The following is a 23,927-nucleotide window of genomic DNA, read 5'->3' on the forward strand; positions in this document are numbered from 1 at the left end:
CCCCTTCCCAGGGGGGCCGATCCGGCCGTTTCAGGCGATCGTGTCAGCGCTTCACCGGCACTTCTGGCCGTTGTTGATGCAGTTCACCACCTTGTTCATCAGGTTCTCGTCGAAGACGTTGATGAAGTCGCCGTGGTCCGTGACCGGCTTGTGCAGCTGCTCGGGGAAGGAGTCGACCGCGAAACCGGGACCCGGCGGGACGTCATAGACGATCCGCTGGACCAGCTGGGGAATCGCCTGGAATCCATTGCCGCAGTTGCCGTTCTCGTCCGCGAAGGCCACATGCGTGCGGTGATTGGCGCTGTCGGTGTTCTGGCCGTCCCAGCAGCTCTGGAACTTGAACGACCGCACCACCTGGCTGCCCTCGGGGCAGATCGGGTACTTGTCCTTCAGCTGACGGTCCTCGAAACCGGTGCAGCTCCAGGAAGCGTTCGCGTTCGCGTCGCCGTTGACGAACGCCTTGGCGTCACCGGTGATGATGCGCAGGAAGCGGGGCATCGCGGTCACCTTGCTGACCGGGTTGCCGACGAAATTCAGCGTGACCTGGGACGGAGTCTGGATCTCTCCGACGTTCTGGTCCTTACCGCCGCCGTCCGCATCGGCGTCGTTCTCGTTCTGTCCGTTCTGCAGACGCAGCACGGGCCAGTAGTACGTGGACTTGTCGCCCTGATTCTGGCAACTGGTGTCCCCGTTCGCGAGATCGTCGTCGCTGGCAAAGGCGTCGTTGGCCTGATTGCCGACGTAGTCGTGCATATGGTGCGCGCCATTGCTCACACCAGGTGCGACGATGACGTTGTCCGGATTGAACTTGCCGTTCTCGTTCGTTCCGCACTTGGTGGCGAACGATCCTCTGGAGCCGCCCCGGCGCTGCTGCGGCTGCTGGACGTTGGGCTGGACGGACTGGATGTCTACGAAGTCGGCTGCTTCGGGGCCATTGCCGCCCTGTCCGTTGCCGTTGCCCTGATCGTCGCCCTGACCATTGTCATTGCCCTGGTCATCGCCCTGATTGTCGTCCTGGCCGCCATTTTGGTCACCATTCTGACCGCCGTCCTGGCCGATGTCGCCTTGACCGTCGTCGTTGTTCTGGTCGCCGTTCTGGTCGTCCTGGTTGTCGGCGTTGTCGTCGGCGCGCAGGCTGCACTGAGCGAGGGAGTCAAGTCCCTGGGGCGGCTGGCCGGACCGGCCGATCGCGATGGAAATACGCTCGATGCTCGCCGTCCGCTTGTCCTTCAGCGGATTCAGAATGGCGTTCTGAGCCAGCTGTGGATCCCGTTCGATCTCCTCCTTCTGGTCTGCGAACTGCTTGTACGCGTCGGTGATCTGGCTGTCCATCTTCGCCAGCTCGCCGTCGACCTCCGGACGTGCCTGTTCCGGCACCTCGCGGATATCGTTCGCGACCTCGGGGCAGTCGATCGTGGAGATCTCAGCTCCGGCGGCCTTCGTCTGCGTCTGCTCGTTTTCCTGACCGGACCAGGACCAGCCTTCGCCCGCGGATGCATACGTATTGACCGCGACCAGCCCACCCCCGCCCAGGATCAATGCGGCCGAGGCAACGATCGCCCGGTTCGCCAGCGTCGAGCGTTTTCTTGTGCGTCCCATGGAACTCCTCTGCTTCGTCGTCGGGTGTGGGTATAAGGGGGTCCCGACTGAGGGAGAAGCGCGACCATCCATACGGGTGGGGCTCATGGGGTGTTCAAGCAGAGCTGGTTTGAAGCGGGAATTCGTAGAATTCTCCAGAAGCAAACCCGGTGGATTGCGCCGAAGTCGGACGGCGGCCGGGATGGCAGGATGGGGCGCATGACCGAGATCCACACCCCCAGGCTCCTGCTGCGCCGCTGGCGCGAGGACGACCTCGCCCCCATGGCCGAAATCAACGCGGACCCGCAGGTCATGCAGTGGATCGGAGACGGCTCCGTACACGATGCGGAGCAGACCGCCGAGGACATCGAGCGATGGGAGGAGGAGTGGGACGAGGAGGGCTTCGGACTCTTCGCCGTCGAACTGCTCGCCTCGGGCGAACTGGCGGGCTTCGTCGGCCTGTCCGTGCCCACCTTCCTGCCCGAGGTACTGCCCGCGGTGGAGATCGGCTGGCGGCTCGGCACCCCGTACTGGGGCCAGGGGTACGCCTCCGAAGCCGCCGCCGCCACACTGGAGTTCGCGCTCAGGGACCGCGGCCTGGACCGGGTGATCAGCATCGCGCGGCTGGGCAACGACGCGTCGGAGAACGTGATGCGCAAGCTCGGCATGGAGCTGGACCACGAGACGACGCACCCGGTGTACGGCTTCCCGCTGCACGTCTACGCGATCGACCTCAGCGAGTACGAGGCCTGACCCGTCGCTCAGCCGCGGTCGAGATACGCCAGCACCGCGAGCACCCGCCTGTTGTCGTCGTCCGACACCGGCAGGCCCAGCTTCCCGAAGATGTTGGACGTGTGCTTGGCCACCCCCCGCTCCGTGACCACCAGCTGCGAGGCGATCGCCGCATTGGAACGGCCCTGCGCCATCAGCTCCATGACCTCCAGCTCACGCGGGGTCAGTCCGCCCATCGGCTTGTCCTGCGACCGCCGCGACAGCAGCTGGGAGATCACCTGCGGATCCATCGCCGTCCCGCCGGCCGCCACCCGCCGTACCGCGTCGATGAACTGCTCCGCGTCGAAGACCCGGTCCTTGAGGAGATAGCCGACCCCGCCGTTGCCGTCGGCCAGCAGCTCGCGCGCGTACAGCTGCTCCACATGCTGCGAGAGCACGAGCACCGGCAGCCCCGGCCGGGCCCGCCGCGCCGCCAGCGCGCACTGCAGGCCCTCGTCCGTGTGGGAGGGCGGAAGCCGGACGTCGACGACGGCGACGTCCGGCTCCAACTCCGCGAGCGCCCTGGTCAGTTCGGGCCCGCTCTCCACGGCCGCCAGGATCTCGAAGTCGTACGCCTCCAGCATGCGGACCAGTCCGTCACGCAGCAGGAACAGATCTTCGGCTAGAACAACGCGCAAGGGATCTCCATGGTGACCATGGTGGGGCCGCCCGCAGGGCTGCTGACGGCCAGTACGCCGTCGAATGTACCGAGCCTGCGTTCGATGCCGCTCAGTCCTGATCCGGTGCCGATCGTCGCGCCGCCCTTGCCGTTGTCCGTGACCGCGATCCGCAGCGAGCCGCCCGAGTACGTCAGGTCGACCCAGATCCGGTCGGCCCCCGCGTGCTTGACCGCGTTGGGCCCCCACGGGGCTGATATGTGCGGCAGGGCCGCGCATTCAGCCCGTCCGGCGTTTGAGGACACGCGCGGAGCGCGTACGGGGGTCTGGGGGCTTGCCCCCCAGTTCGGGTAGGGGCGGGTAGGGGAACAGCCCCGCCGCAGGCGGACCGCTCACACCCCGCCCAGAACCTCCGCCTCCACCTCCCGCGACAACCCCACCACCGGCCGGTCAGGCCGCTGCGGCGCCGTCCCCCCGATCGACTGGAGCCACCCCCACGTGTCCTCCACCGTCGCGACGACCGGCCTGCACCTCAGCCCCGCCCCCACCGCCTTCGCGACGCCGACGCCGTGCACCGCGTCGTAGAGCTGGGGTTGTTCGGCCCGGGGGATCCAGATCGGCAGGTCCGTCCAGGGCCGGATGCCCGCCGCGAGGATCGCCTCGGCCGGGGTCCACCGGAGCTCGGGCACCGACCCCGTCGCCCGCCCGCACGCCTCCAGCAGTTCCCCGATCGTCGTGTGCCCCTGCTCGCTCACCAGGTTGTACGGACCGCTCAGCCCCCGCTCCGCCGCCTGGAGCATCCAGTCCGCGAGGTCGCGTACGTCTATGTACTGCAGCGGCGTGTCTCGCGGTCCCGGTGCGAGGACCGGACCGCCGCGGGCGATCCGGCCCAGCCACCACGGCAGGCGGCCGATGTTCTCCCAGGGGCCGATGATCAGGCCCGCGCGGACCAGCAGCGCGCGGCCCTCGCCGAAGGACTGGACCGCGGCCAGTTCACCGCCCCGCTTGGCCTCCGCGTACGGCACATCGCCCGCGTCGGCCGAGCTCTCGACGACCGGGCTGGTCTCGTCGAAACCGGCCGCCGGCGGCCATGCGTAAACGGAAGAGCTCGACACATAGACGCAGCGACCGACGCGCCCCGCGAGCAGCCTGGCCGCGTCCCGTACGGCGGACGGCGCCGCCGACCACGTGTCGACGACGACGTCCCACTCGCCCTCGGCGAGCGCCGCCAGGCCCTCCGGCGCCGTGCGGTCGCCGAGCAACGTGGCCGCACCGGCCGGTGCTTCGTGCCGCCCGCGGTGGAAGACGGTGACCTCCCAGCCGCGGGCCAGTGCCGACTCGACCACCGCACGGCCGACGAACTCCGTGCCCCCCAGAATCAGAAGTCTCATACCGGCGACTCTGCCTGGTAGGGCGGCCTTCGGCACAGGGATTCCGCTGCCAGGGAAACACCGGGGCGTCGGGGCGACGGACTGCGGCGCGTCGGGGCTACGGCGTGTACTTGTAGCCGACCCGCCGCACGGTCTGGATCGTACGGCGGTGCTCGGCGCCCAGCTTCCGGCGCAGCCGCGCCACATGGACGTCGACGGTCCGGCCGTCGCCCACATGCCCGTAGCCCCACACCATGGTCACCAACTGGTCGCGCGTGTGCACCCGGTGGGGGTGCGCCACCAGATGCGCGAGCAGTTCGAACTCGAGGTAGGTCAGATCCAGCACCCGCCCGTCCACCAGGGCGGTGCGCTGCGAGGCGTCGATCCGTACAGGACCGTCACCCTGCTCGCCGGGCTCCTGCTCCCGCTGCGGCTGCTGCTCGGCCGGTACGAGGACGAGGTAGCCGACCATCGGCGGCCGGCCCGGAAGAGTGGGCAGGGTGTGCGGCGGCGCGGGCAGCCAGGTGGCACCCGGCGGCAGGAAATCGGCGACATCGACGAGGGCGGCCGGTGCGACGACCTCGTCGCGTTCGACGGCACGCAGTCGGTGACGGCCCTCGGGGGGCAGGGTGGTGGCGGGGAGGGCAGAGACGGAACGGGAGTTCGCCATGAGAGGTCAGCTCTTTCGCGCGGAGGAAGTCGTCGAGTCGAGAGGACGGACGTACGTCGTGCGCGCTGGCCGAAGACCGGGGTGAGCGGCTTTAGAGGGCCCGCGCGTTCACCGCGCGGCAACACACCCGGTCGAAGTCGTGGTGCTGCCGGGTAGGCCAGAACGGCTCGAGGTCGGTGCGACCTGTCGCGGTGTGCTGGTAGCTGGCCATGTGTCTATTGAATCAGATGACATGGTGCGGCAGCACTCGGCTTCCGCACCTTGATACGGCTCTTGCGTTCCCTTTGCGTGAGGCACGCCGAAGGGCGCCCACCGGCCGGACCGGTGGACGCCCTTGTGTACGCGGCATGGCGGCTGGATCAGACCTGGCCGGCCTTCTCCAGCGCGGTGCAGCAGGTGTCGACGATCAGTTGCGTGACGACGTAGGGGTCTACGTTGGCGTTCGGGCGGCGGTCCTCGATGTAGCCCTTGCCGTCCTGCTCGACCTGCCACGGGATACGGACCGAGGCGCCACGGTCCGAGACGCCGTAGCTGTACTCGTTCCACGGGGCGGTCTCGTGCAGGCCGGTCAGGCGGTCGTCGATGCCCGCGCCGTAGTTCTTGACGTGGTCGAGCGGCTTGGAGCCCTCGCCCAGCGACTCGCAGGCGGTGATGATTGCTTCGTAGCCCTCGCGCATCGCCTTGGTCGAGAAGTTGGTGTGCGCGCCCGCGCCGTTCCAGTCGCCCTTGACCGGCTTGGGGTCCAGGGTCGCGGAGACCTCGAAGTCCTCGGCGGTGCGGTAGAGCAGCCAGCGGGCCACCCACAGCTGGTCGGAGACCTCCAGCGGGGAGAGCGGGCCGACCTGGAACTCCCACTGGCCGGGCATGACCTCGGCGTTGATGCCGGAGATGCCCAGACCCGCCTTGAGGCAGTTCTCCAGGTGCGCCTCGACGATGTCGCGGCCGAAGATCTCGTCGGCGCCGACACCGCAGTAGTAACCGCCCTGCGCGGCGGGGAAGCCGCTCTCGGGGAAGCCGAGGGGACGGGCGCCCTTGAAGAAGGTGTACTCCTGCTCGATGCCGAAGATCGGCTCCTGGGCGGCGAACTTCTGGGCGACCTCGGCGAGCGCGGCACGCGTGTTGGACTCGTGCGGGGTCATGTCCGTGTTGAGGACTTCGCACATCACAAGGACGTCGTCGCCGCCGCGGATCGGGTCCGGGCAGGAGAAGACCGGCTTGAGCACCCGGTCGGAGGCGTGGCCCTCGGCCTGGTTGGTGCTGGATCCGTCGAAGCCCCAGATGGGCAGCTCGGCGCCGTCCGTCAGGATCTTCGTCTTCGAGCGAAGCTTGGCGGTCGGCTCGGTGCCGTCGATCCAGATGTACTCAGCCTTGAAGGTCACGGTGCCTCATCCTTTGCGGGTGCAGCGGTATGTCGCGCAGCTTCGCAATACGGGATTTCCCGTCCGTTGCCCGTTTGTGAACCCCACGTTACGCCGGACCGGTGGCCCGGCCCGGCTTGGCGTGAGCCCCCTCTGCCCCCTGCCTCACCTGCGGATTTCGTCTCCGGCCAGCCGCTTGACCCCCTGCTTGAGCGGCGTCCATGTCGTATACAAGGGATCGGCGGGACACGGACTCCGTCGGGATCGAGGGGCCTGCGGCGTTGACGGGCAGACTGGGCCGCATGACGAAGCCCGCGAAGCAGCTGCGTATCGGACTGATCGGCGCCGGCCCCTGGGCGGAGCGCACCCAGGCTCCCGCGCTCGCCGCGCACCCGGGGGTCGACTTCAGCGGGGTGTGGGCCAGACGGCCCGAGGCGGCCGCCGCCCTGGCTGGCGCGCACGGTACAGCCGCCTTCTCCGGTGACGACGGCGTGGACGCCCTCCTCGCCGCGAGTGACGCGGTCGCCTTCGCGCTGCCGCCGGACATCCAGGCACCGCTCGCCGCCCGCGCCGCGGCGGCGGGCTGCCATCTTCTGCTGGACAAGCCGGTCGCCACGAGCGTGGCCGCGGCGAGCGAGACGGCACAGGCGGCCGAGCGAGCCGGGGTCGCTTCGGTGGTCTTCTGCACTTTGCGCTTCGCCGCGGACACGGCGTCCTGGATCGCCGAACAGGTGGCGGCGGGTGGCTGGTTCACGGCTCATGCGCAGTGGCTCGGCTCGCTGTACGCGCCGGGTGGGGACAGTCCGTACGCTGCCTCGCCGTGGCGGCGTGAGAAGGGCGGACTGTGGGACGTCGGCCCGCATGTGCTCTCCGTACTGATCCCGGCGTTCGGCGATGTGACGGAGGTGACCGCGGCGCGCGGGCCCAAGGACACCGTGCATCTGGTGCTGCGGCACACGTCGGGGGCGTCGAGCACGGCGACGCTGGGCCTGAGCGCGCCGGTGAGGGCGTCGGGCGTGCGCATCGAGCTCGTCGGCGAACGGGGGAAGGTCCAACTGCCGGTGTGGGGAGACGCGGTGCGCTCGTTCGGGGCGGCGGTGGACGCGCTGCTGGAGTCGGCGCGTACGGGGCGGGCGCACGACTGCGACGTACGGTTCGGGCTGCGGGTGACGCAGATCCTGGCGGAGGCGGAGCTCCTGCTCGATCGGTGACCAGGACGGTGCCGTGGGGGGTTCGGCACCGTCCTGGGATTCCCGTTGACGACTGTCAGGGTCAGCCGACGCGCTCGATCCTGGCCTTGCGGATCAGGAACTTGCCGGGCTCGCGGACCTGCTCGAAGGCCGCGTTGTTCAGCAGGGCGCAGCTGCCGGACGTCGAGGTGACCTTGACCGTCGTCGACTTGTTGTTGTCGAGGTTGGTCACCTTGAGGCTGGTGCCGACCGGGAACTGGTTGCTGGAGGCGGCGGGTGCGCCGGCTTCGCCGGACAGGGTGACGGTCGATCCGGCGCAGACGACTTCGCCGTTGGCCTGTCCGCCGCCGTTCTGGTCACCGGCCTGGTTTCCGCCCTGGCCGCCGTTCTGGTCACCGGCCTGGTCGCCACCCTGATCGCCGGCCTGGTCGCCGCTCCCGATCTTCTCGATCCTGGCCTTGCGGATGAGGTTCTTGCCGGGCTCGCGGACCTGCTCGAAGGCGGCGTTGTTGAGCAGGGCGCAGCTGCCGGAGGTCGAGGTGACCTTGACTGTGGTGGCCTTGTTGTTGTCGAGGTTGGTCACCTTGAGGGTGGTGCCGATCGGGAACTGGTTGCTGGAGGCGGCGGGTGCGCCGGCTTCGCCGGAGAGGGTGACGGTCGATCCGGCGCAGACGACTTCGCCGTTGGCCTGTCCGCCGCCGTTCTGGTCACCGGCCTGGTTTCCGCCCTGGTCGCCGTTCTGGGCGCCGCCCTGGTCCTCCGCGGGCGGCTGAGCGGCCTCACCTCCCCCGCCTCCCAGCTCGCACCCGGAAGCCGCCTGCTTCCGCTTGATCTCCTCGATGACCGCCTGCCGGTTCACGATCCGGGCCTCGGACTGCGCGTCCGGATTGGCGCGCTGGCCGGCGATGAAGCTCTCGTTGTTCTTCAGGGCCTGAGTCAGTCCGTCGCAGGCCACCGACGCGTTGCTGGTGCCGGTCATGGCCACTGCCGTACCGCCCACTACTGCGGCGGCGCCGACGAGCAGAGCGATCTTCTTCTTACCGCTGAGGGTCTTCTTGCGCGACACGTGGGACTCCTGTCGGGTCGGTTCCGTGTGCCGTTACGTACGAGTACGCATCGCGTGTTTCTCAGCCCTCCCACCCACAACTTCCTTAACTTTCCTTAAGGTTGGCGCAGCTCAGAGGGTTCCCGGGGCGACTCACTCCGGCGGCAGCGCGCGGCACAGCGCGTCCAGCGCTCCCGCGTAGCCGTGCTCGGGCGGCGTGGCGTACCCGACGACGAGCCCGTCGCGCCGGTCGTGGCCGTCATGCCTCTCCGCCGGGACGTCCGGGTGGCGGTAGTCCGACAGCCCCTCCACCGCCAGCCCCTGCCAGGCCGCGGCCTTCACCACGGCCCGCTCGGTCCCAGGCGGAAGTTCGAGCACGGCATGCAGCCCCGCCGCGATCCCGCTGACCCGCACATGCGGAGCCCGCTCCGCCAGAGCCGCGACCAGCTGATCGCGCCTGCGGCGGTGGCGCTGGCGCATCCTGCGCACATGGCGGTCGTACGCCCCCGAGGTGATGAAGTCCGCGAGCGTGAGCTGCTCCGTGGCGCTGGAGTGCTGCTCGCGCTCGCCCTTCGCGGCCACCACGTCGTCCACCAGATGCTCGGGCAGCACCATCCAGCCGAGCCGCAGGGTGGGGGAGAGGCTCTTGCTCACCGACCCCATCAGCACCACCCGGTCGGGTTCGAGGCTCTGTACGGCGCCGACCGGCTGACGGTCGTAGCGGAACTCGCCGTCGTAGTCGTCCTCCAGGACCAGCCCGCCCGTCGAGCGCGCCCAGTCCACGACGGCCGCACGCCGCTCGGGGTGCAGCGGCCCGCCGGTCGGGAACTGGTGCGCCGGAGTCAGCAGCACGGCACGGACCTTCCCCAACTCGCCGACCCTCGCGCCGTGTTCGTCGACCGCCAGCGGCACGGTGCGTACGCCCTCGTCCGCCAGCAGCCCGCGGTGGAAGGGCAGCCCGTACGACTCCACCGCCCACCGCCCACCGGCCGCCCACGACCGACGCCATCAGCCGCAGCGCATGGGCGGCTCCCGAGCAGAGGACGACCCGATCCGGAGCGGTCCGCACGCCGCGCACCCGCGCCAGATACTCCGCGAGCGCCTCCCTCAACTCGGCCCGCCCGCGCGGATCGCCGGGCCCGAAGGCGTCGTGCGGCGCGAGGGTCAGCGCCCGCCGCGCCGACGCCAGCCAGGCGCCACGGGGGAAGGCCGAGGGGTCCGGCCGCCCCTGCACCAGGTCGTACGCCGGGCGCCCGGCCCGCGCCGGGGTGCGCTGTCTGCCTGCGCGAGCCACGGGCGCGACCTGCTGGGCGACCCGGGTCCCCGAGCCCTGCCGCGCGGTGAGCCAGCCCTCGGCGACGAGCTCGGCGTAGGCGTCGGCGACGGTGTTGCGGGCGATCCCCAGATCGGCGGCGAGGGAACGGTAAGGCGGCAGCCTCGTCCCGGGCGCAAGCCGCCCGCTCCGCACGGCCTCCCGCAGGGCCCGCATCAGCACGGCCCGCCGACTGCCCGCGCCGCTCAGCTCCAGATGCAGATCGGCGCCGAGACTCTCCGCCGAATTGACCCATGATTCTGCCAATGAAATGCACCCCGCTGCCGGTCGCCTGCGCCTCTAGGTTCGTACACATGACGACGACAGAGATCAAGCAGACCGTGACCCGAGTCAACTTCGCCAAGCTGGCCCCGAAGGCCTTCCGCGCCGTGATCGGGCTGGACGCGGCGGCGCGCGAGGGCCTGGACCCGACGCTCGTGGAGCTGGTGCAGATCCGTTCCTCGCAGCTCAACCACTGCGCGTACTGCCTCCATATGCACACCGGCGACGCACGCAAGGCGGGCGAGAGCGAGGAGCGCCTGCACATGACGTCCGTCTGGCGGGAGGCGAAGCACTTCTTCACGGCGAAGGAACAGGCGGCGCTCGCCCTGACGGAGGCGGTCACACTGGTCGCGGACGGCGGGGTGCCGGACGCGGTGTACGCGCAGGCGGCGGCGCACTTCGAGGAGCAGGAGCTGGCTCACCTGCTGGCGCTGATCTTCACCATCAACACGTGGAACCGGATAGCGCTCGCGACGGGCAAGATCGCGGGCACGGACAAGCGCTGACGCACCGCCGCCGGTACTCCGTGCCGCTGTGAGCTCGTACCGGTCCGAGCTACCGCGAGGACCGGCCGAGCACGTCCCGTACCGCCTCCTCCGTACGCCCCACGACCGACGTCCCGTCGTCCGCGGTGATGATCGGCCGCTGAATCAGCTTCGGGTGCCGCGCGAGCGCGGTGACCCACCGGTCCCGGGAACCCTCGTCCCGCGCCCACTCCTTGAGCCCGAGCTCCTTCGCCTCGGCCTCCTGCGTCCGTGTGATGTCCCACGGCTCAAGCCCGAGCCGCGCGAGGACGGCCCGGATCTCCTCCTCGCTCGGCACGTCCTCCAGATAGCGCCGGACGGTGTACGACGCGCCCTCGCCGTCGAGCAGATCGACAGCACTGCGGCACTTGGAACAGGCGGGGTTGATCCAGATCTCCATGCCGCCACGGTACCGCTCAGGCGCCACTCAAACACCGCCTGGCCAGGGCTGATTGTCAGTGGTGGCCAGTAGACTGAACAGTAGTTCGGGATGGTCCCGCCACCGCGCCAGGAGGTTGCCGATGGCCGTTGCCACACTCATTTCGAAGCCTGTGTCCGTGTCCGCGTCTCTGTCCTCGTCCATGTACCAGCCGCTGAAGAAGAAGCCGCTCCCGGCCGGACAGCCGCGCGAGTGGTACGTCTCGCACAACCGCCGGCTCAAAGCCATGCGCCTGGCGATCGCCCTGCTCGACTCGGGGGTCTATCACCCGGCGACGGCGGACAACCGCAGGATACGAGCGACGGCGGAGAGCATCGGAATCCACCCGCCGTCGGACACGACGTGCCGGATGGTGCGGGCGCTGATCCGTTACGGCCGCTGATCCGTTACGTGCCCCGATCCGTTACGGGCGCCGACGAGTTCGCCGACTGAGGCATGCCGTCCCGCCGCTGTCACCCGGGTGCTCCTGGGTGACAGCGGCGGGACGGCGGCAGGTTGCTTTCGACAAAACCCCGGTGTCGCAGGGTCCGATCGGCGCAGAACCGCGCATTCTGGTCTCACGGTCCGAGTCACTCCGGGGGCAGCCATGTCGCATCCGCACCACGGCCTACGTATCCGCCGCAGATTTCTCGTGTTCACGGCCGCCGGCCTACTGAGCGCCGGCTCGGCCCTCACCTTCGGCCCGCCCGCCGCGGCCGAACCGGCCACCTCGGTCGCGTATGCCGCGGGGGCGAGCGCGACCCACTACTCCGGACTCGCCTTCGACACCTGTACGGCGCCACCGCTGTCGGCGATCCAGGCGTGGGGCGCCTCGCCGTACCGCGCCGTGGGCGTGTACATCGGGGGCATCACCCGCACCTGCGCCCAGCCGCAACTGACCGCGTCCTGGGTCGCGTCCGTGTCCGCGCTGAAGTGGCGCCTGCTGCCCATCTACAAAGGCCTGCAACCGCCGTGCGGCGGCAGGCCCACCGACGCCAAGATCAGCCGGGCCGCCGCGACCGCCAAGGGCCAGGGCACCGCCGCGGCCGGCGACGCCGTCGCCAAGGGCAAGGCGCTCGGCATGCAGCCCGGCAGCGCGTTCTACAACGACATCGAGGCGTACTCGCAGACCGACGCCACCTGCCGGACCGGCGTGCTGTCATTCCTCTCCGGCTGGACGAAGGAGCTGCACCGGCTCGGCTATGTCTCGGGGGTGTACATGAACCTCAACCTCGGGGCGAAGCAGCTCTCCGACGTCTACACCTCCACCTCGTACGCCCGCCCCGACGCACTGTGGATCGCCCGCTTCGACGGAGTCGACTCACTCAAGGGCTGGACCAACATCGCCGACTCCAAGTGGGCGGTGCACCAGCGGGCCAAGCAGTTCAAGGGCGACCACGACGAGACGTACGGCGGTGTCACCCTCAACATCGACACCGACAGGCTCGACGCGCCGGTCGCCACCGTGGCGTACACCTACACGGCGACGAGCGCCACCACTCTCAACGCCCGCACCGGCCCCTCGACGAGCTACCCCGTCGCGAAGACGTACGCGCCCAGGTCCGCGCTCAAGGTGGTCTGCCAGGCGCCGGGTTCCGCGGTCGGCACCACGGCCATATGGGACAAGCTCGCGGACGGCACGTACGTCACCGACTACTACGTCAGCACCCCGTCCAACACCACGTACAGTGCCCCGCTGCCGCGCTGCACGTACCCCTACCAGACCACCGCGACCGTCGCCGAACACACCGGCCCCGGCACCTCGTCCTCCATAGGCGGCACGTCCCCCAACGGGGCGCTGGCGTGGGTGGTCTGCCAGAAGTCGGGCTCGGCGGTCGGCACGACGAAGATATGGGACCGCCTCGAGAACGGCCGCTATGTCACGGACTACTACGTGGCGAACCCCAGCAACACGACCTACAGCAAACCGGCTCCCCGCTGCTGAGCGAGGGCCTTCAGTCAGCTTCAGGCAGCCGTCCCTGACGCCCACGTCGGCAGAACCGGGTCTCCCACCGCCAGCGACCCGTGCTCCACGACCGCCGCCTTCATGCCGAAGCTGACCTTGTTCTCGTACTCCGGCTCCCGCCGGTACGTCGCCAGCGTGCGGATCGGCTCCGGGCCCGCGCGCAGGCCCGTGAGCTGGTCGACCAGCGGGACGCTGCACCGCATCGCCCTGACCGCGTACGCGAGGTGCACGGTGCCGATCTGCAGACGGCGCATCTCGTCCTCGGCGTGCGGCTCGGCGCAGCCGGCGAGGATGATGTTCGCCCGGAAGCGGTCCATCGGCACCGGGGCCGCGCCCCGCGCCGTGATCCGTGCGTTCAGGCCGTCGAGCGAGGCCTGGGACGCCACCAGCACCGCATGCGCGTCCGCGAAACCGACCTTGCCGGGCGTCTCGCCCCACCCGTCCCGGTCGAAGTCCGAAGGCACCCGCACCAGCCGGGACTTCGCGCCCAGCACCTGCGAGAACCACTCGGCGGCGGCGTCCCCCTGATCCGCGCCCTCCCCGATCTCCCGCCCGAACATGCTCACCGTCCGCCGCTCCCCGTCCGGGTCGACGTCCAGCAGTACGCTCTCGACCCCGTCCGCGTACAGCCGCAGCGCGGCGCCCCCGCCGACGATCTCCGGCCGGACCGCGGCCATGGCGGGCAGCGCCCGCTGGCTGCGGAACGACCCGTCCGCGGTGTCGACGACCATGAACGTCCGGTCGTGCTCCAGCCCCATCACGCCGACCCGGGCGGTCTCGACGCCGGTCCCGGCACAGCCCTTGACCGGGTAGTACGTCAGCTTCTGCACGGTGATCCCCATGCGACCCGATCGTATGCGCGCCCCGCCGGCGGTCATCCTTCAGAACCCCGGAGCCGGAGCCGGTCGCCGAGGCGCGCCTTCACCCCGGGCCACTCGTCGGCGAGGATCGAGAAGTAGACGCTGTCCCGCCACGTCCCGTCCGGGCGCTGCTTGTGGCGGCGCAGGACGCCTTCCCGCTGCGCCCCGAGGCGGGCGATGGCGGCCTGGGACCGCTCGTTCCTATGGTCCGTCTTCAACTGGACGCGCCCCATGCCCAGTTCCTCGAAGGCGTGGTTGAGCAACAGCAGCTTCGTCTCGGTGTTGACCGCCGTACGCCACGCCGCGCGGCCGTACCAGGTCCAGCCGATCTCCAGGCGCTCGTTCTCCGTATCGACGTCCATGTACGTGGTCCAGCCGACGGCCCTGCCGGTCTCGCACCGGATGACGGCGAACGGGAGGTACCTGCCCTGTTCGGCTTCCTTCAGCAGTTCACGGAGCTTGTGGCCGAGCTCGTCCTCCGTGTGCGGAGTGGGTCCGCCCTGCCAGCGCCAGACCTCGTCGTCGCCCCCGCCCGCGGCGAAGAGGTCTGAGAGGTGATCCGTCGTCAACGGTTCGAGGCGTACGTGGTGGCCGGTCAGCGTCACGGGCTGCGGTGTCTTGGCAGGCATGATCCGAACCGTAGCCCGCTCCTGTACTAGCCGCAATCGACTATTGCTCTAGTGCAAACCCGGAGCCCGTGAGGGTGACCGTGCCGCTAGGGTGCCCCATCTGTCCAAGCTGCCCAATCGGCCCGACCCGCCGACCGATTGACCAACGAGGGGATCGCAGTGGCCCAGCCGAACACCGAGAACCGCCCTCCGGCCCTTCCGCCCGCGCTCGATGCGATGACCGTCCTCGTCGCCGCCGTCATCGTCCACGACCGGGAAACCGACCGCGTCGTCCTCCTTCAGCGCGGTCCCGGCAACAAGTTCGCCCCCGGCCGGTGGGACCTCCCCGTCGGCAAGAGCGAGCCTGGCGAGCCCATCACCGAAACCGCGGTCCGCGAGCTCCGCGAGGAGACCGGTCTGATCGTCAAGACCGACGAGCTCCGCCTCGCCCAGGTCGTCCACGGCGCCTGGGGTGTCGAAGCGCCCAACGGGTTTCTCACCGTCGTCTTCGCCACTCATCAATGGGCCGGGGAACCCGAGAACCGCGAACCCGCCAAGCACGCCCAGGTCCGCTGGGCCGACACCGGCGACCTCCCCGAGGAATTCGTACCCACCTCGGCCACGGCCCTGCGCCACTACCTGTCCGGTGGCCCACAGATCTCACTGCGCGGCTGGGCATCCTGAGCCGACGCCAAACGGCCCCCGGCGCGTGTGACGTGTCACAGACATCCTCGCGGCACTGTGGGAGCTTCAACTCCGTTACTTCTCAGTTGAGTTCGGGTGTTGAGAGGATCGTATGAGCACTCTGGAAGCCGTCACGCTCGACCAGGTGGTCGACACGGCCCGCTACCCCCTGTCGGAACTCGAAAGCGCCGAGGGACAGGCCGTCGTCTCCCGTGCCCGGCGCGAACTGTCGACCGTCGGCTGCACCGTACTGCCGGACTTCATCCGCCCCTCACTCCGAGACGTCCTGCGGCAGGAGTGCTCGGCCATCGCCCCGCGCGCGCACTTCGACACCGAGACCGTCAACGTCTACAACATCCCCGTGGACTCGGCTCTGCCCGAGGACCACCCCGGCCGGCGTACCTTCGAGCGGGGCAACGCGTTCGTCGCGCGGGACCGTATCCCCGCGGGCTCCCTCATCAGCCGGCTCTACTCCCACACCGCGTTCCAGCACTTCGTCGCCCGCTGCTTCGGACTGCCGCAGCTTCACGAACTGGCCGACCCGCTCTCCGGGCTGGTTCTCAACGTCGTCGAGCCGGGCATGGAACATCCCTGGCACTTCGACACCAACGAGTTCACCGTCAGCATGCTCACCCAGGAGGCGCAGTCCGGCGGCGTCTTCGAGTACTGCCCGAACATCAGGTCCGCGCAGGACGAGCGCTTCGACGACGTCCGCGACGTACTGGACGGCCGGGGCGAGCGGCTGATCCGGTCCCTGTCCCTGCAACCCGGTGACCTGCAACTCTTCAAGGGCCGCTACTCGCTGCACCGGGTCAGCCCCGTGCGGGGCGACATCGCGCGCCACTCCGCGATATTCGCCTACAGCGAGCGCCCCGGCGTCATCGGGAGCGTGGCACGGACCCGGCAGCTCTTCGGCCGCGTCCTGCCCGAGCACGTGGCGGCCGAGGGCCGGGCCGTCCGCGGCGACCGGCTGCTGGACTGACGCTCGTCGCAGACCGTGTCCCCCCACCCTGCGATCCACGCGATCCGCGCGAACCATGGAGGAGTAAGCCCTGTGCGTTTCGACGCGACCGGAAAAGTCTCGCTCGACCACATCTACACCCAGCCCGATCCGCGCGCCTATTTCAGCGTGCTGCGCCCCCTCGGCTACTGCGTTCCGCAACTGGCCAAGCCCTACTTCGCGAAGCTCATCAAGGAGTACCGGGACTCCCAGCACGTCGCCGTGCCGAAGGTGCTGGACATAGGCTGTTCGTACGGAATCAACGCCGCCCTGCAAAAGTACGACGCAACCATGGACGAGCTGTACGAGCTCTACGCGGGCAGTGACGACGAGGAGCGCGACGGGGAGAGCCGCGAGGCCCTGCTCGCCCGCGACAAAGAGCTGGCCCGGTCGCGGCAGCCCGCGCAGCCCGTACGCTTTGTCGGCCTCGACACCTCCGCCAGTGCGCTCTCATACGCACTCGACGCCGGCTTCCTCGACGACGCCGTGCACGCCGACCTGGAGGCGCACGAGCCCACACCGGAGCAGCACGCCCAGTTCGCCGGTACGGACCTGGTGATCTCGACGGGCTGCCTCGGCTACGTCACCGAGCGGACGCTCAAGCGCGTCGTCGAGGCGCAGGGCACCCACCGGCCCTGGATGGCGCACTTCGCGCTGCGGATGTTCCCGTTCGACCCCGTCGAGCACGCGCTCGCCGAACTCGGCTACCGGACCATCCATGTCGAAGGCGTCTTCAAACAGCGGAGATTCGCCTCTCCGGAGGAACAGACGCTCGTCCTGGACACGATGTCGTCCAACGGGGTGGATGCGCGGGGCCTGGAGGCGGAAGGCTGGATGTACGCACAGCTCCACCTTTCGCGGCCGCACCGCCCGTCCGGCCCCAACGATCCGAATCGAGAGCAGAGTTGAAGATCAGTCAGGATGTAACAGGCAACGCGACCTTCGCCCAGGAGGACAGCCTTCCGCGCGTGCCGCTGCCCACACTGGAGGCGAGCTGCGAGAGGTTCCTCGCCTGGAGCGCGCCGCTGCTGACCGCCGACGAGCGGGCGGCGACGGAGGCGGAGGTGGCCGCCTTCCTCCGGCCCGACGGCCCCGGCCGGGTGCTGCACGCGGCGCTTGAGGCGTACGACGCCACGGAAGGCGTGCACAGCTGGCTCGACACGTTCTGGCCGTACCGCTACCTGGGCCGCCGGGACCGGATCGCGCTCAACGCCAACTTCTTCTTCCTGTTCCAGGACACCGGCCAGGCGCAGCTGGAACGGGCGGCCGGGCTCGTCGCCGGGGCGCTCAACTACAAGCGGCAGCTCGACCAGGGGCTCATCCCGCCGGTGGTCCAGCGCGGCGTGCCCCAGTCGATGGTGCAGAACAAGTTCCTGTTCTCCACCACCCGAATCCCCGGCGCCGAGCTGGACACCGTACGCGCCCCCTACACCGAGGCATGGCCGGGCCCGTCCGACGCACGGCACATCGTGGTGTTCTTCCGGGGCGGCATGTTCCGGCTGGACGTCCTCGGCGAGGACGGTGTCCCGCACAGCCTGGACGACATCGAGGCGGGCCTGAGCGCCGTCATGAAGGCCGGCGCGGAACCGGCGGACGTGCCGGTGGGCCACCTCACCACCATGGCCCGCGCGGAATGGGCGGCCACCCGGCAGTCCCTGATCGCCTCCCACCCCAGCAACGCCGAGGCTCTCGACGACATCGAGACCGCGCTGTTCTGCGTCTGCCTGGAGGACTTCGCACCGGCGGACACCCAGGAGGCCTGCGACGAGCTGTTGTACGGCGACCGCGGCAACCGGTGGTTCGACAAGGCCGTGTCGTTCGTCGTCTTCGCCGACGGCCGGGCGGGTATCAACATCGAGCACTGCGAGCTGGACGGGACGACCATCCTCAGCTTCACCGACGCCCTGCTCAGCTCCCCGCCCGAGGAACACTCCCAGCAGTCCGGGGCCCGCTCCCAGGGGCTGCCCGCGCTGGAACCTCTCGCGTTCGAGCTGGACGACACCCTGCGGGCCCAGGCACGTTCGGCCGCCGAAGCGTTCGCCGCGTACGGACAGGCCACCGCGACGGCCACCGTCTCGTTCGACGACTTCGGCGCCACTACGGCCAAGGCGCTGGGGGTCTCGCCCGACGCGTTCGTCCAGGTCGCCTACCAGCTGGCCCACCAGCGGGCCAAGGGCGACCTGGGCGCGACGTACGAGTCGATCGCCACCCGCCAGTACCGGCACGGGCGGACCGAGGCGATGCGGGTCGTCACCCCGGAGATGGTCGCTTTCGTCGCGACGATGGAGAACCCCTCGGCGGACTCGGCCACCCGCCGCGCCGCCTTCCATGCTGCGGCCCAGGCCCATGTGACCCGCGCGAAGGAATGCCAGGCCGTTCAGGTGCCCGAACAGCACCTGTGGGAACTGGAACTGATCCAGCGCCGCCGCGGCACGGAGCTCGGAGTCACCGAACAGCCCGCGCTGTACCGCACACCGGGCTGGCTGACGATGCGCGACGACTACCTGAGCACGAGCTCGGCGCCGTCCCACAACATCCAGTACTTCGGCTTCGGCTCGACGAGCCTCCAGTGCATCGGCGTCGCGTACGTCCTGCTGCCGGAACGCTTCAACGTCTACCTGAGCACGCCGCAGGCGGTGGCCGACCAGATGCACACGTTCGCGGACAGGCTGCGGGAGGCGGTGGCCGAACTGCGGGAACTGCTGGGTTCCGAGGACTGAACCGCCGGTAGGCTCGGGCGGCCGTGCGGTTCGGCACCTCTGACGTTTCGGCACTTTCGACATGAAGGAGAGCCAAGTTGACGGATCCAGCCGACGTCCCGCCCGAGCTCGTCGCCCGGCTCCGCCCGCTGTGCCTGCGGCTGCCGGAGGCGTACGAGGAGGAGGCGTGGGTGGGCACCCGCTGGCGAATCCGCCGACGGACCTTCGCCCACGTCCTGCGGGTCGCCTCGGGCCGTCCACCCGCCTACGCCCTGGCCGCGGCGAATAACGACCCGGTCACCGTGCTGACCTTCCGCTCACCGAGCCCGGAACTCGAAGCGCTGAGCAGCGCGGGCCATCCGTACTTCCGGCCGGCGTGGGGGAGAGATGTGGTCGGCATGGTGCTCGGCGACGCGGTCGACTGGGACGAGGTCGAGGAACTGCTCACGGAGAGCTACTGCGTCCTGGCGCCGAAGAAGCTGGTCGCGTCGGTGGACCGACCTGCCGCGGCGCCCTGAGCAGCCGTTCGGCCCCCTAGTGCTGTGACCGGGAAGGTTTGCCGGGTTCACGACCCCAGAGGGCTTGCGTCGCGGGTCGGCGCCAAAATGCGGTGTCCTCGGGACGTGGTGTCCGTTACCGTCCGCCGGATGACTCTTTCTCACGACGTGTCAGGGGACGGTCCTGCCCTGGTGCTGCTGCATTCCTCGGTGTGTGACCGGCGCATGTGGGACCCGCAATGGCCGGTGCTGGTCGACGCCGGGTACCGGGTGGTCCGGTGCGACTTCCGGGGGTTCGGCGACTCCCCGGTGGCGGACCGCCCGTACGGCGACGCCGGAGACGTCACGGACCTCCTGGAGCACCTGGGCATCGAGCAAGCCGCACTGGTCGGGGCCTCGTACGGCGGACAGGTAGCCCTGGAGGTGGCTGCTACCCGTCCGCACGCGGTCACGGCCCTGGTGCTGCTCGGCTCCGCGATGCCCGGGCATGTGCCCGGTCCAGCGCTGCGGTCCTTCGCCGAACGGGAGGACGCGCTGTTCGAGGCCGGCGACCTCGCGGGGGCCGTCGAGCTGAACGTGGAGACGTGGCTGGGTCCGGAGGCCGGTGACGAGACCCGGGAGCGGGTCCGCCGGATGCAGCGGCACGCGTTCGAGGTGCAGTCAGCGGCAAAGGAGGAGTTCACTCCGGCCGAGGCGCAGGTCGACCTCTCGCAGATCAAGGCACCCTGTTTGGCCGTGTCGGGCGCGCACGACCTGGCGGACTTCCGCGAGATCGCCGCCCGTCTGCCGGAGCGGATCCCCGGCGCCCGCCACCTGGAACTGCCGTGGGCCGGCCACCTGCCGGGCCTGGAACGGCCCGGCGCAGTCGCCGACCTGCTGACGCAGTTCCTCCGCGAGACAGTCCCCGGCACCTGAAGGCGCCACGGCCAAGCAAGCCGTCAGGCGGCAGCGAGCAGGGGCCCGCCGCCCCAGCGGATGGCCTTCTTTTTGTGGATCACATCACGGACGGTGTCCTGGTCGGCCTGGACCAGCTGGGCGATCACCAGCACGCGGTCCGCCGGCCGAGGCCAGCAGCATCATCGCCCGCCGGTGGCGGACCGGGCTCGTGCTGTCCCGGCGCACGATGCGTTGTAACTGCCGGCCCTCCTGGTCGGTCCTCTCCGGACCTTGACCGGCTCTGCCATCGCAGCTTCCGAGCAACCCGGTGAACCTGTGCGGTCACAGCACTAGCCCAGCTTCGGACGGCCGCCGCGCACGAGCAACGTGCCGATATGGCCCGACTCGGGCGCATCGATCTCTTGGGCTTCTGCATGGTCGAATCCGGCGCTGCGCAGGAGCTCTTCCCAGGTGGACGGCTCGTAGCTGTAGCGGTACGTGTACATCGCCTTCCCGGCGAACCCGCCCTTGTACATGCCCTGTGGGCCGTACGCGCCGGGAATGGCGGGCGGCTGGGAGAAGGCGAAGACGCCGCCGGGATTGAGACGTGCCGCGACAAGAGGGAAGAGCCTCTCCGGGTCGGTGAACCAGGCGGCCCCGAAGTTCGAGTAGATGGCGTCACAGGTCTCGGTACTGGCTGCGAGAAAATCAAGGACTTCGGCGCACACGAATTGCACCCCCAGCGGCCCCCAACGTTCGGCGGCGGCCTTCACCATGACAGGCGACAGGTCGATACCGCTGGCCTTGACACCCTTCTGGGCGAGGTGAGCGAGTGCCCGCCCGGTACCGCATCCGATCTCCAGGACACTTTCCGGGTTCCCGAGCAGTTCGGGGCCCGGGCCGTGCCCGGCGTACTGGGTCCAGCAGAAAACCGGCTCCGCGTCGGGCATGTCTTTCCAGGCGCTCTTGGCGAAGGTGTCCCACAGCTCGCGTTCGTGGTCGATGTTGTGCAGAGCAGCCAACGTTCTTCCTCCGCAGGGTGATTGGGACCGCGGGTGCCCCCGCCGGAGAATGCGGTGCGGGGGCGCCCACTCTAGGTGTGTCAGTGGCTGTCAGGCACCTTGTCGTCGCATGGGGAGCACGACGCGCCGTCCATGGCCCACAGTTCCTCGTCGGCCCGGAAGCCGTTGGCGTTGATGAAGTCGGCGGTGCGGATGACGAGTCCGTCCGTGCGGCGCTCGATGAGCGGCGCGTGGTGCTTGTACCGACCGCCGTTGTAGATGTCGCAGACGGCGAAGTACACGGGGGTGTCGAGGATGATCTGGTGAACGCCCACGTCCACGACTTTGCCGACACCCAGGTGCACTTCTGGATGCTCCATGGCCGTGATCGTGTAGGCGATGGCGTTGTCCAGGATGCGCTCCGCCATGTTGCGGACCATGACGTTGTCGCGCATGAGGAGCTTCAGTTCCCGCTCCCACAGGTCACCCTCGGAACCGGGGCTCTCGAAGACGTTGTACGTGCACTCCTTTACGTGCGGCCGTACGGCGTTGAACAGGGCGCGAGGGTCGCGGAACGTCGTACGGCTCCGGCTGTCGAGCATGAGGGTCATGTCGGTAATGCTCCTCTCGATCGGTTCCTGTGGTGCGTGATGGCGCTGGAGACCCAAGGGGCATGAATCTCGGTGCCGGTATCCGCCCACGGCTGCTTTGGAACGGGGCGGGGCTTGTGGGACCGACGTGGCGTCGTCCGTAGTCCGGAAGGTGCAAGTGACGACCTTCCCCATGTCGGTGATCGCTGTTTCCCAGTGGTCGGTGAGTGCCTCCACCAGGACGAGGCCCCGACCGCTTTCCTCAGAGACCGAACTCCGCTGCTTCGTGGGCGGAGCGGTCACGGTGTCACTCACCAGAACGGTCAAGCAGCGGGGTGCGGGCTCGATCACGAGGTCGCAAATGCCCTCGGCGTGCACAAAGACGTTGGTCAGTAACTCGCAGACGACCAGGAGCACGTCGTCTGTGAGGGCTTCGAGGCCCCAGCCATCCAGGTGGAGAGCGATGTCCCGGCGGACCGCACTCAACTTCGCGGGTTCTACTGTCAGGCTCATGCTCAGGCACTGGTCGATGTTCGCCCCGGTAGTCATGGCTCCTCCAGCGGGGGTATGAACCCGAACTTTCCCCATGCCCGTAGCTCCTGCCGCTCTCGCCCGGTTCTTGTTGCTGACAACGTCAAGACAACCGCGCCGAGTTGGAGTGATCCACGGCATCGATGCGGCACTCTTGATGCACATCGCGTGCACCGGAGGCCACCTGGGCAAGGGAGGTGGAGCACGGGAGAGGAGGCCTTGGTGGGCTTTGCTGAGCGGCGGAAGGTCCTGGGTTACAGTCAGGAAGGGCTTGCTCATGCGCTCGGAGTCGACCGCACAACGGTCGGTCGCTGGGAGAGCGGAAAGACCGTGCCTCAGCCGCCACTACGGCGCAAGCTTGCAGAGGCGCTGCAACTGGACCTTGCCGAACTCGACGCACTGGTGCCACAGCCACGAGCCAACTCTCAGGAGTCCGCAGGGCCGCCACCTAGCGACCGTCCCGGCCCGGGAGACATCGACGAAATGATCCGACGCGAATTTCTGCGCGTGCTCGCCATAACGGGCGCCCTGGCCGCCCTGCCTGCCGACGAAACCGCGGCACTCGCTGCGGGCGTGCATCGCGGCACCTCGGCGGATTTCATGCGGATGAACGATCACCTGTGGCAGGTCTACCAACTCGCCCGCGCCAAAGGCTCTGTGTACCCGATCGTCCGCGATCAGCTCACGGCACTGAACAAGTCACTGGACGGACGAGCCGACGCCGAGGCGCAAGCCTTGTGCAATGCCGCAGGTGACCTCTTCCAGCTGGCCGGTGAGCTGGCCTTCGACAGCAACCGCTACACAGACGCTGCTGCCTCCTACGCTCTTGCCGCATCAGCCAGCAAAGACTCAGGCTCCTTCGACCTGTGGGCCTGTGCGCTCGTCCGGCTCGCGTACGTCGATTTGCACGAAGACCGGTACAGGGAGGCCGCAGCCGTCTTGTCGGTTGCCGAGAGAGTGGCAAAGCGTGGCGACAGTTCCCTCGCGACGCGGCATTGGGTCGCCTCCGTGCAGGCCGAGGCACACGCCGGACTCGGTGAATTCACCGCCTGTGAGCGCGCCCTTGATGAGGCGGCGAAGGTACTGGACCTCGGCGGGCTGGCGCACAACAGTGGCTGGCTGCGCTTCGACGGCTCCCGGCTGGCCGAGGAACGCGGAGCCCGCTACGTACAACTCGGGCGCCTCGACCTTGCCGAGGCAGCCCTGACCACCGCCCTCAGCCAGGGACCCCTCGCACAGGGCCAGTCCCTACGGCGACGAGGAGCGGTGCTGACCGACCTTGCCGCCGTCGGAGCGAAGCGGCACGACCTCGAGCAGGTCCTGACCTACGGCTGCGAGGCGCTGCACCTGGCTCGCGAATCTTGCTCCGGCTACGTCGCCCGTAGACTCCAGTCCCTACGGACTGAGTTCGGCCCCATCGCCGGCGACCACCGAATCGCCGAGCTGGACGCCGAGATCAGCGGACTGACCACGACGTGAT

General features: G+C 69.2%; 22 protein-coding genes and 6 pseudogenes. 12 read left to right on the forward strand and 16 right to left on the reverse strand.

What is annotated here, in order from left to right:
- Positions 1 to 51: 51 nt before the first annotated feature.
- Positions 52 to 1,599 carry a DUF1996 domain-containing protein gene (locus OOK40_RS06235; protein ID WP_266478943.1) on the reverse strand — a complete coding sequence of 516 codons (1,548 nt, stop codon included), beginning with the start codon at positions 1,597 to 1,599 and terminating at the stop codon, positions 52 to 54.
- A gap of 198 nt (positions 1,600 to 1,797) precedes the next feature.
- Between OOK40_RS06235 and OOK40_RS06240 the strand changes: the two genes are divergently transcribed.
- A complete protein-coding gene (locus tag OOK40_RS06240; RefSeq protein WP_266477172.1) occupies positions 1,798 to 2,331 on the forward strand; it encodes a GNAT family N-acetyltransferase in 534 nt (177 codons plus the stop codon).
- An 8-nt stretch (positions 2,332 to 2,339) separates the two neighbouring features.
- On the opposite strand, the gene OOK40_RS06245 is transcribed toward OOK40_RS06240, so the two are convergent.
- The 5 genes and pseudogenes from OOK40_RS06245 to glnII all read right to left on the reverse strand — a co-directional run bounded on the left by OOK40_RS06245 (position 2,340) and on the right by glnII (position 6,385).
- Positions 2,340 to 2,987 (reverse strand): response regulator transcription factor, encoded by a 648-nt coding sequence (locus tag OOK40_RS06245; RefSeq protein ID WP_266477174.1) that lies wholly within the window; start codon positions 2,985 to 2,987, stop codon positions 2,340 to 2,342.
- Positions 2,972 to 3,205: pseudogene (locus tag OOK40_RS06250) on the reverse strand (sensor histidine kinase); the annotation flags it as partial. The gene OOK40_RS06245 and the pseudogene OOK40_RS06250, both read right to left, overlap by 16 nt.
- A gap of 153 nt (positions 3,206 to 3,358) precedes the next feature.
- Positions 3,359 to 4,357 (reverse strand): NAD-dependent epimerase/dehydratase family protein, encoded by a 999-nt coding sequence (locus tag OOK40_RS06255; protein ID WP_266477175.1) that lies wholly within the window; start codon positions 4,355 to 4,357, stop codon positions 3,359 to 3,361.
- Positions 4,358 to 4,454: 97 nt separating this feature from the next.
- A complete protein-coding gene (locus tag OOK40_RS06260) occupies positions 4,455 to 5,006 on the reverse strand; it encodes a winged helix-turn-helix domain-containing protein (protein WP_266477176.1) in 552 nt (183 codons plus the stop codon).
- Between the two features lie 359 nt (positions 5,007 to 5,365).
- Complete coding sequence (gene glnII, locus OOK40_RS06265; protein ID WP_266477178.1) at positions 5,366 to 6,385, reverse strand: glutamine synthetase; 1,020 nt, start codon at positions 6,383 to 6,385, stop codon at positions 5,366 to 5,368.
- Between the two features lie 281 nt (positions 6,386 to 6,666).
- Between glnII and OOK40_RS06270 the strand changes: the two genes are divergently transcribed.
- Positions 6,667 to 7,575 carry a Gfo/Idh/MocA family protein gene (locus OOK40_RS06270; protein WP_266477180.1) on the forward strand — a complete coding sequence of 303 codons (909 nt, stop codon included), beginning with the start codon at positions 6,667 to 6,669 and terminating at the stop codon, positions 7,573 to 7,575.
- 61 nt (positions 7,576 to 7,636) lie between these two features.
- Here OOK40_RS06270 and OOK40_RS06275 read toward each other — a convergent pair.
- The 3 pseudogenes from OOK40_RS06275 to OOK40_RS06285 form a co-directional block, all read right to left on the reverse strand.
- Positions 7,637 to 7,981: pseudogene (locus OOK40_RS06275) on the reverse strand (hypothetical protein); the annotation flags it as partial.
- 9 nt (positions 7,982 to 7,990) lie between these two features.
- Positions 7,991 to 8,620, reverse strand: a pseudogene (locus OOK40_RS06280) (hypothetical protein); the annotation flags it as partial.
- A 132-nt stretch (positions 8,621 to 8,752) separates the two neighbouring features.
- Positions 8,753 to 10,178, reverse strand: a pseudogene (locus tag OOK40_RS06285) (PLP-dependent aminotransferase family protein).
- Positions 10,179 to 10,225: 47 nt separating this feature from the next.
- Between OOK40_RS06285 and OOK40_RS06290 the strand changes: the two are divergent.
- Positions 10,226 to 10,699 (forward strand): carboxymuconolactone decarboxylase family protein, encoded by a 474-nt coding sequence (locus OOK40_RS06290; RefSeq protein ID WP_266477181.1) that lies wholly within the window; start codon positions 10,226 to 10,228, stop codon positions 10,697 to 10,699.
- A 49-nt stretch (positions 10,700 to 10,748) separates the two neighbouring features.
- On the opposite strand, the gene OOK40_RS06295 is transcribed toward OOK40_RS06290, so the two are convergent.
- A complete protein-coding gene (locus OOK40_RS06295) occupies positions 10,749 to 11,117 on the reverse strand; it encodes an arsenate reductase family protein (RefSeq protein ID WP_266477182.1) in 369 nt (122 codons plus the stop codon).
- A gap of 121 nt (positions 11,118 to 11,238) precedes the next feature.
- Between OOK40_RS06295 and OOK40_RS06300 the strand changes: the two genes are divergently transcribed.
- Both OOK40_RS06300 and OOK40_RS06305 read left to right on the forward strand, forming a co-directional pair.
- Positions 11,239 to 11,538 carry a hypothetical protein gene (locus OOK40_RS06300; RefSeq protein WP_266477183.1) on the forward strand — a complete coding sequence of 100 codons (300 nt, stop codon included), beginning with the start codon at positions 11,239 to 11,241 and terminating at the stop codon, positions 11,536 to 11,538.
- 204 nt (positions 11,539 to 11,742) lie between these two features.
- Positions 11,743 to 13,080: a glycoside hydrolase domain-containing protein gene (locus OOK40_RS06305; protein WP_266477184.1), complete on the forward strand. Its 1,338-nt coding sequence runs from the start codon at positions 11,743 to 11,745 to the stop codon at positions 13,078 to 13,080.
- 20 nt (positions 13,081 to 13,100) lie between these two features.
- On the opposite strand, the gene OOK40_RS06310 is transcribed toward OOK40_RS06305, so the two are convergent.
- Together OOK40_RS06310 and OOK40_RS06315 are read right to left on the reverse strand one after the other, a co-directional pair.
- Entirely contained in the window at positions 13,101 to 13,943 is an 843-nt protein-coding gene (locus tag OOK40_RS06310) for an MOSC domain-containing protein (RefSeq protein WP_266477185.1), read from the reverse strand.
- Between the two features lie 32 nt (positions 13,944 to 13,975).
- Positions 13,976 to 14,590: a GNAT family N-acetyltransferase gene (locus tag OOK40_RS06315; RefSeq protein ID WP_266477186.1), complete on the reverse strand. Its 615-nt coding sequence runs from the start codon at positions 14,588 to 14,590 to the stop codon at positions 13,976 to 13,978.
- 159 nt (positions 14,591 to 14,749) lie between these two features.
- Between OOK40_RS06315 and OOK40_RS06320 the strand changes: the two genes are divergently transcribed.
- The 6 genes from OOK40_RS06320 to OOK40_RS06345 all read left to right on the forward strand — a co-directional run bounded on the left by OOK40_RS06320 (position 14,750) and on the right by OOK40_RS06345 (position 20,364).
- Positions 14,750 to 15,253: an NUDIX domain-containing protein gene (locus OOK40_RS06320; RefSeq protein WP_266477187.1), complete on the forward strand. Its 504-nt coding sequence runs from the start codon at positions 14,750 to 14,752 to the stop codon at positions 15,251 to 15,253.
- 112 nt (positions 15,254 to 15,365) lie between these two features.
- Positions 15,366 to 16,235, forward strand: coding sequence for an arpA protein (locus OOK40_RS06325; RefSeq protein WP_266477188.1), 870 nt, complete (start codon positions 15,366 to 15,368; stop codon positions 16,233 to 16,235).
- Positions 16,236 to 16,307: 72 nt separating this feature from the next.
- Positions 16,308 to 17,162, forward strand: coding sequence for a class I SAM-dependent methyltransferase (locus tag OOK40_RS06330; RefSeq protein ID WP_266477189.1), 855 nt, complete (start codon positions 16,308 to 16,310; stop codon positions 17,160 to 17,162).
- Between the two features lie 2 nt (positions 17,163 to 17,164).
- Positions 17,165 to 18,973, forward strand: coding sequence for a choline/carnitine O-acyltransferase (locus tag OOK40_RS06335; protein WP_266478946.1), 1,809 nt, complete (start codon positions 17,165 to 17,167; stop codon positions 18,971 to 18,973).
- Positions 18,974 to 19,050: 77 nt separating this feature from the next.
- Entirely contained in the window at positions 19,051 to 19,470 is a 420-nt protein-coding gene (locus OOK40_RS06340; protein ID WP_266477190.1) for an MmcQ/YjbR family DNA-binding protein, read from the forward strand.
- Between the two features lie 129 nt (positions 19,471 to 19,599).
- Positions 19,600 to 20,364 carry an alpha/beta fold hydrolase gene (locus tag OOK40_RS06345; RefSeq protein WP_266477192.1) on the forward strand — a complete coding sequence of 255 codons (765 nt, stop codon included), beginning with the start codon at positions 19,600 to 19,602 and terminating at the stop codon, positions 20,362 to 20,364.
- A 71-nt stretch (positions 20,365 to 20,435) separates the two neighbouring features.
- On the opposite strand, the pseudogene OOK40_RS06350 reads toward OOK40_RS06345, so the two are convergent.
- The 4 genes and pseudogenes from OOK40_RS06350 to OOK40_RS35415 all read right to left on the reverse strand — a co-directional run.
- A pseudogene (locus OOK40_RS06350) lies at positions 20,436 to 20,633 on the reverse strand (IS630 family transposase); the annotation flags it as partial.
- Between the two features lie 42 nt (positions 20,634 to 20,675).
- Positions 20,676 to 21,347, reverse strand: a complete 672-nt coding sequence (locus OOK40_RS06355) for a class I SAM-dependent methyltransferase (protein WP_266477193.1) — start codon at positions 21,345 to 21,347, stop codon at positions 20,676 to 20,678.
- Positions 21,348 to 21,427: 80 nt separating this feature from the next.
- Complete coding sequence (locus tag OOK40_RS06360) at positions 21,428 to 21,937, reverse strand: hypothetical protein (RefSeq protein ID WP_266477194.1); 510 nt, start codon at positions 21,935 to 21,937, stop codon at positions 21,428 to 21,430.
- Positions 21,938 to 22,102: 165 nt separating this feature from the next.
- Positions 22,103 to 22,726 (reverse strand): annotated as a pseudogene (locus OOK40_RS35415) (ATP-binding protein); the annotation flags it as partial.
- On the opposite strand from OOK40_RS35415, the gene OOK40_RS06365 reads away from it, so the two are divergent.
- Entirely contained in the window at positions 22,670 to 23,926 is a 1,257-nt protein-coding gene (locus OOK40_RS06365; protein ID WP_266477195.1) for a helix-turn-helix transcriptional regulator, read from the forward strand. The pseudogene OOK40_RS35415 and the gene OOK40_RS06365 sit on opposite strands and share 57 nt — an antisense overlap.
- The last annotated feature ends 1 nt before the right edge of the window (position 23,927 follow it).

The sequence above is a fragment of the Streptomyces sp. NBC_01481 genome (assembly GCF_026339995.1).
In the GTDB taxonomy this organism is placed as follows: domain Bacteria; phylum Actinomycetota; class Actinomycetes; order Streptomycetales; family Streptomycetaceae; genus Streptomyces.

Bases quoted from the DNA above. Each gene is read 5' to 3' on its own strand.
- OOK40_RS06235 (WP_266478943.1), bottom strand. From the start codon at position 1,599: ATGGGACGCACAAGAAAACGCTCGACGCTGGCGAACCGGGCGATCGTT.
- OOK40_RS06290 (WP_266477181.1), top strand. From the start codon at position 10,226: ATGACGACGACAGAGATCAAGCAGACCGTGACCCGAGTCAACTTCGCC.
- OOK40_RS06300 (WP_266477183.1), top strand. From the start codon at position 11,239: ATGGCCGTTGCCACACTCATTTCGAAGCCTGTGTCCGTGTCCGCGTCT.
- OOK40_RS06345 (WP_266477192.1), top strand. From the start codon at position 19,600: ATGACTCTTTCTCACGACGTGTCAGGGGACGGTCCTGCCCTGGTGCTG.
- OOK40_RS06325 (WP_266477188.1), top strand. From the start codon at position 15,366: ATGAGCACTCTGGAAGCCGTCACGCTCGACCAGGTGGTCGACACGGCC.
- OOK40_RS06360 (WP_266477194.1), bottom strand. From the start codon at position 21,937: ATGACCCTCATGCTCGACAGCCGGAGCCGTACGACGTTCCGCGACCCT.
- OOK40_RS06310 (WP_266477185.1), bottom strand. From the start codon at position 13,943: ATGGGGATCACCGTGCAGAAGCTGACGTACTACCCGGTCAAGGGCTGT.
- OOK40_RS06255 (WP_266477175.1), bottom strand. From the start codon at position 4,357: ATGAGACTTCTGATTCTGGGGGGCACGGAGTTCGTCGGCCGTGCGGTG.
- OOK40_RS06305 (WP_266477184.1), top strand. From the start codon at position 11,743: ATGTCGCATCCGCACCACGGCCTACGTATCCGCCGCAGATTTCTCGTG.
- OOK40_RS06260 (WP_266477176.1), bottom strand. From the start codon at position 5,006: ATGGCGAACTCCCGTTCCGTCTCTGCCCTCCCCGCCACCACCCTGCCC.
- OOK40_RS06240 (WP_266477172.1), top strand. From the start codon at position 1,798: ATGACCGAGATCCACACCCCCAGGCTCCTGCTGCGCCGCTGGCGCGAG.
- OOK40_RS06295 (WP_266477182.1), bottom strand. From the start codon at position 11,117: ATGGAGATCTGGATCAACCCCGCCTGTTCCAAGTGCCGCAGTGCTGTC.
- OOK40_RS06270 (WP_266477180.1), top strand. From the start codon at position 6,667: ATGACGAAGCCCGCGAAGCAGCTGCGTATCGGACTGATCGGCGCCGGC.
- OOK40_RS06315 (WP_266477186.1), bottom strand. From the start codon at position 14,590: ATGCCTGCCAAGACACCGCAGCCCGTGACGCTGACCGGCCACCACGTA.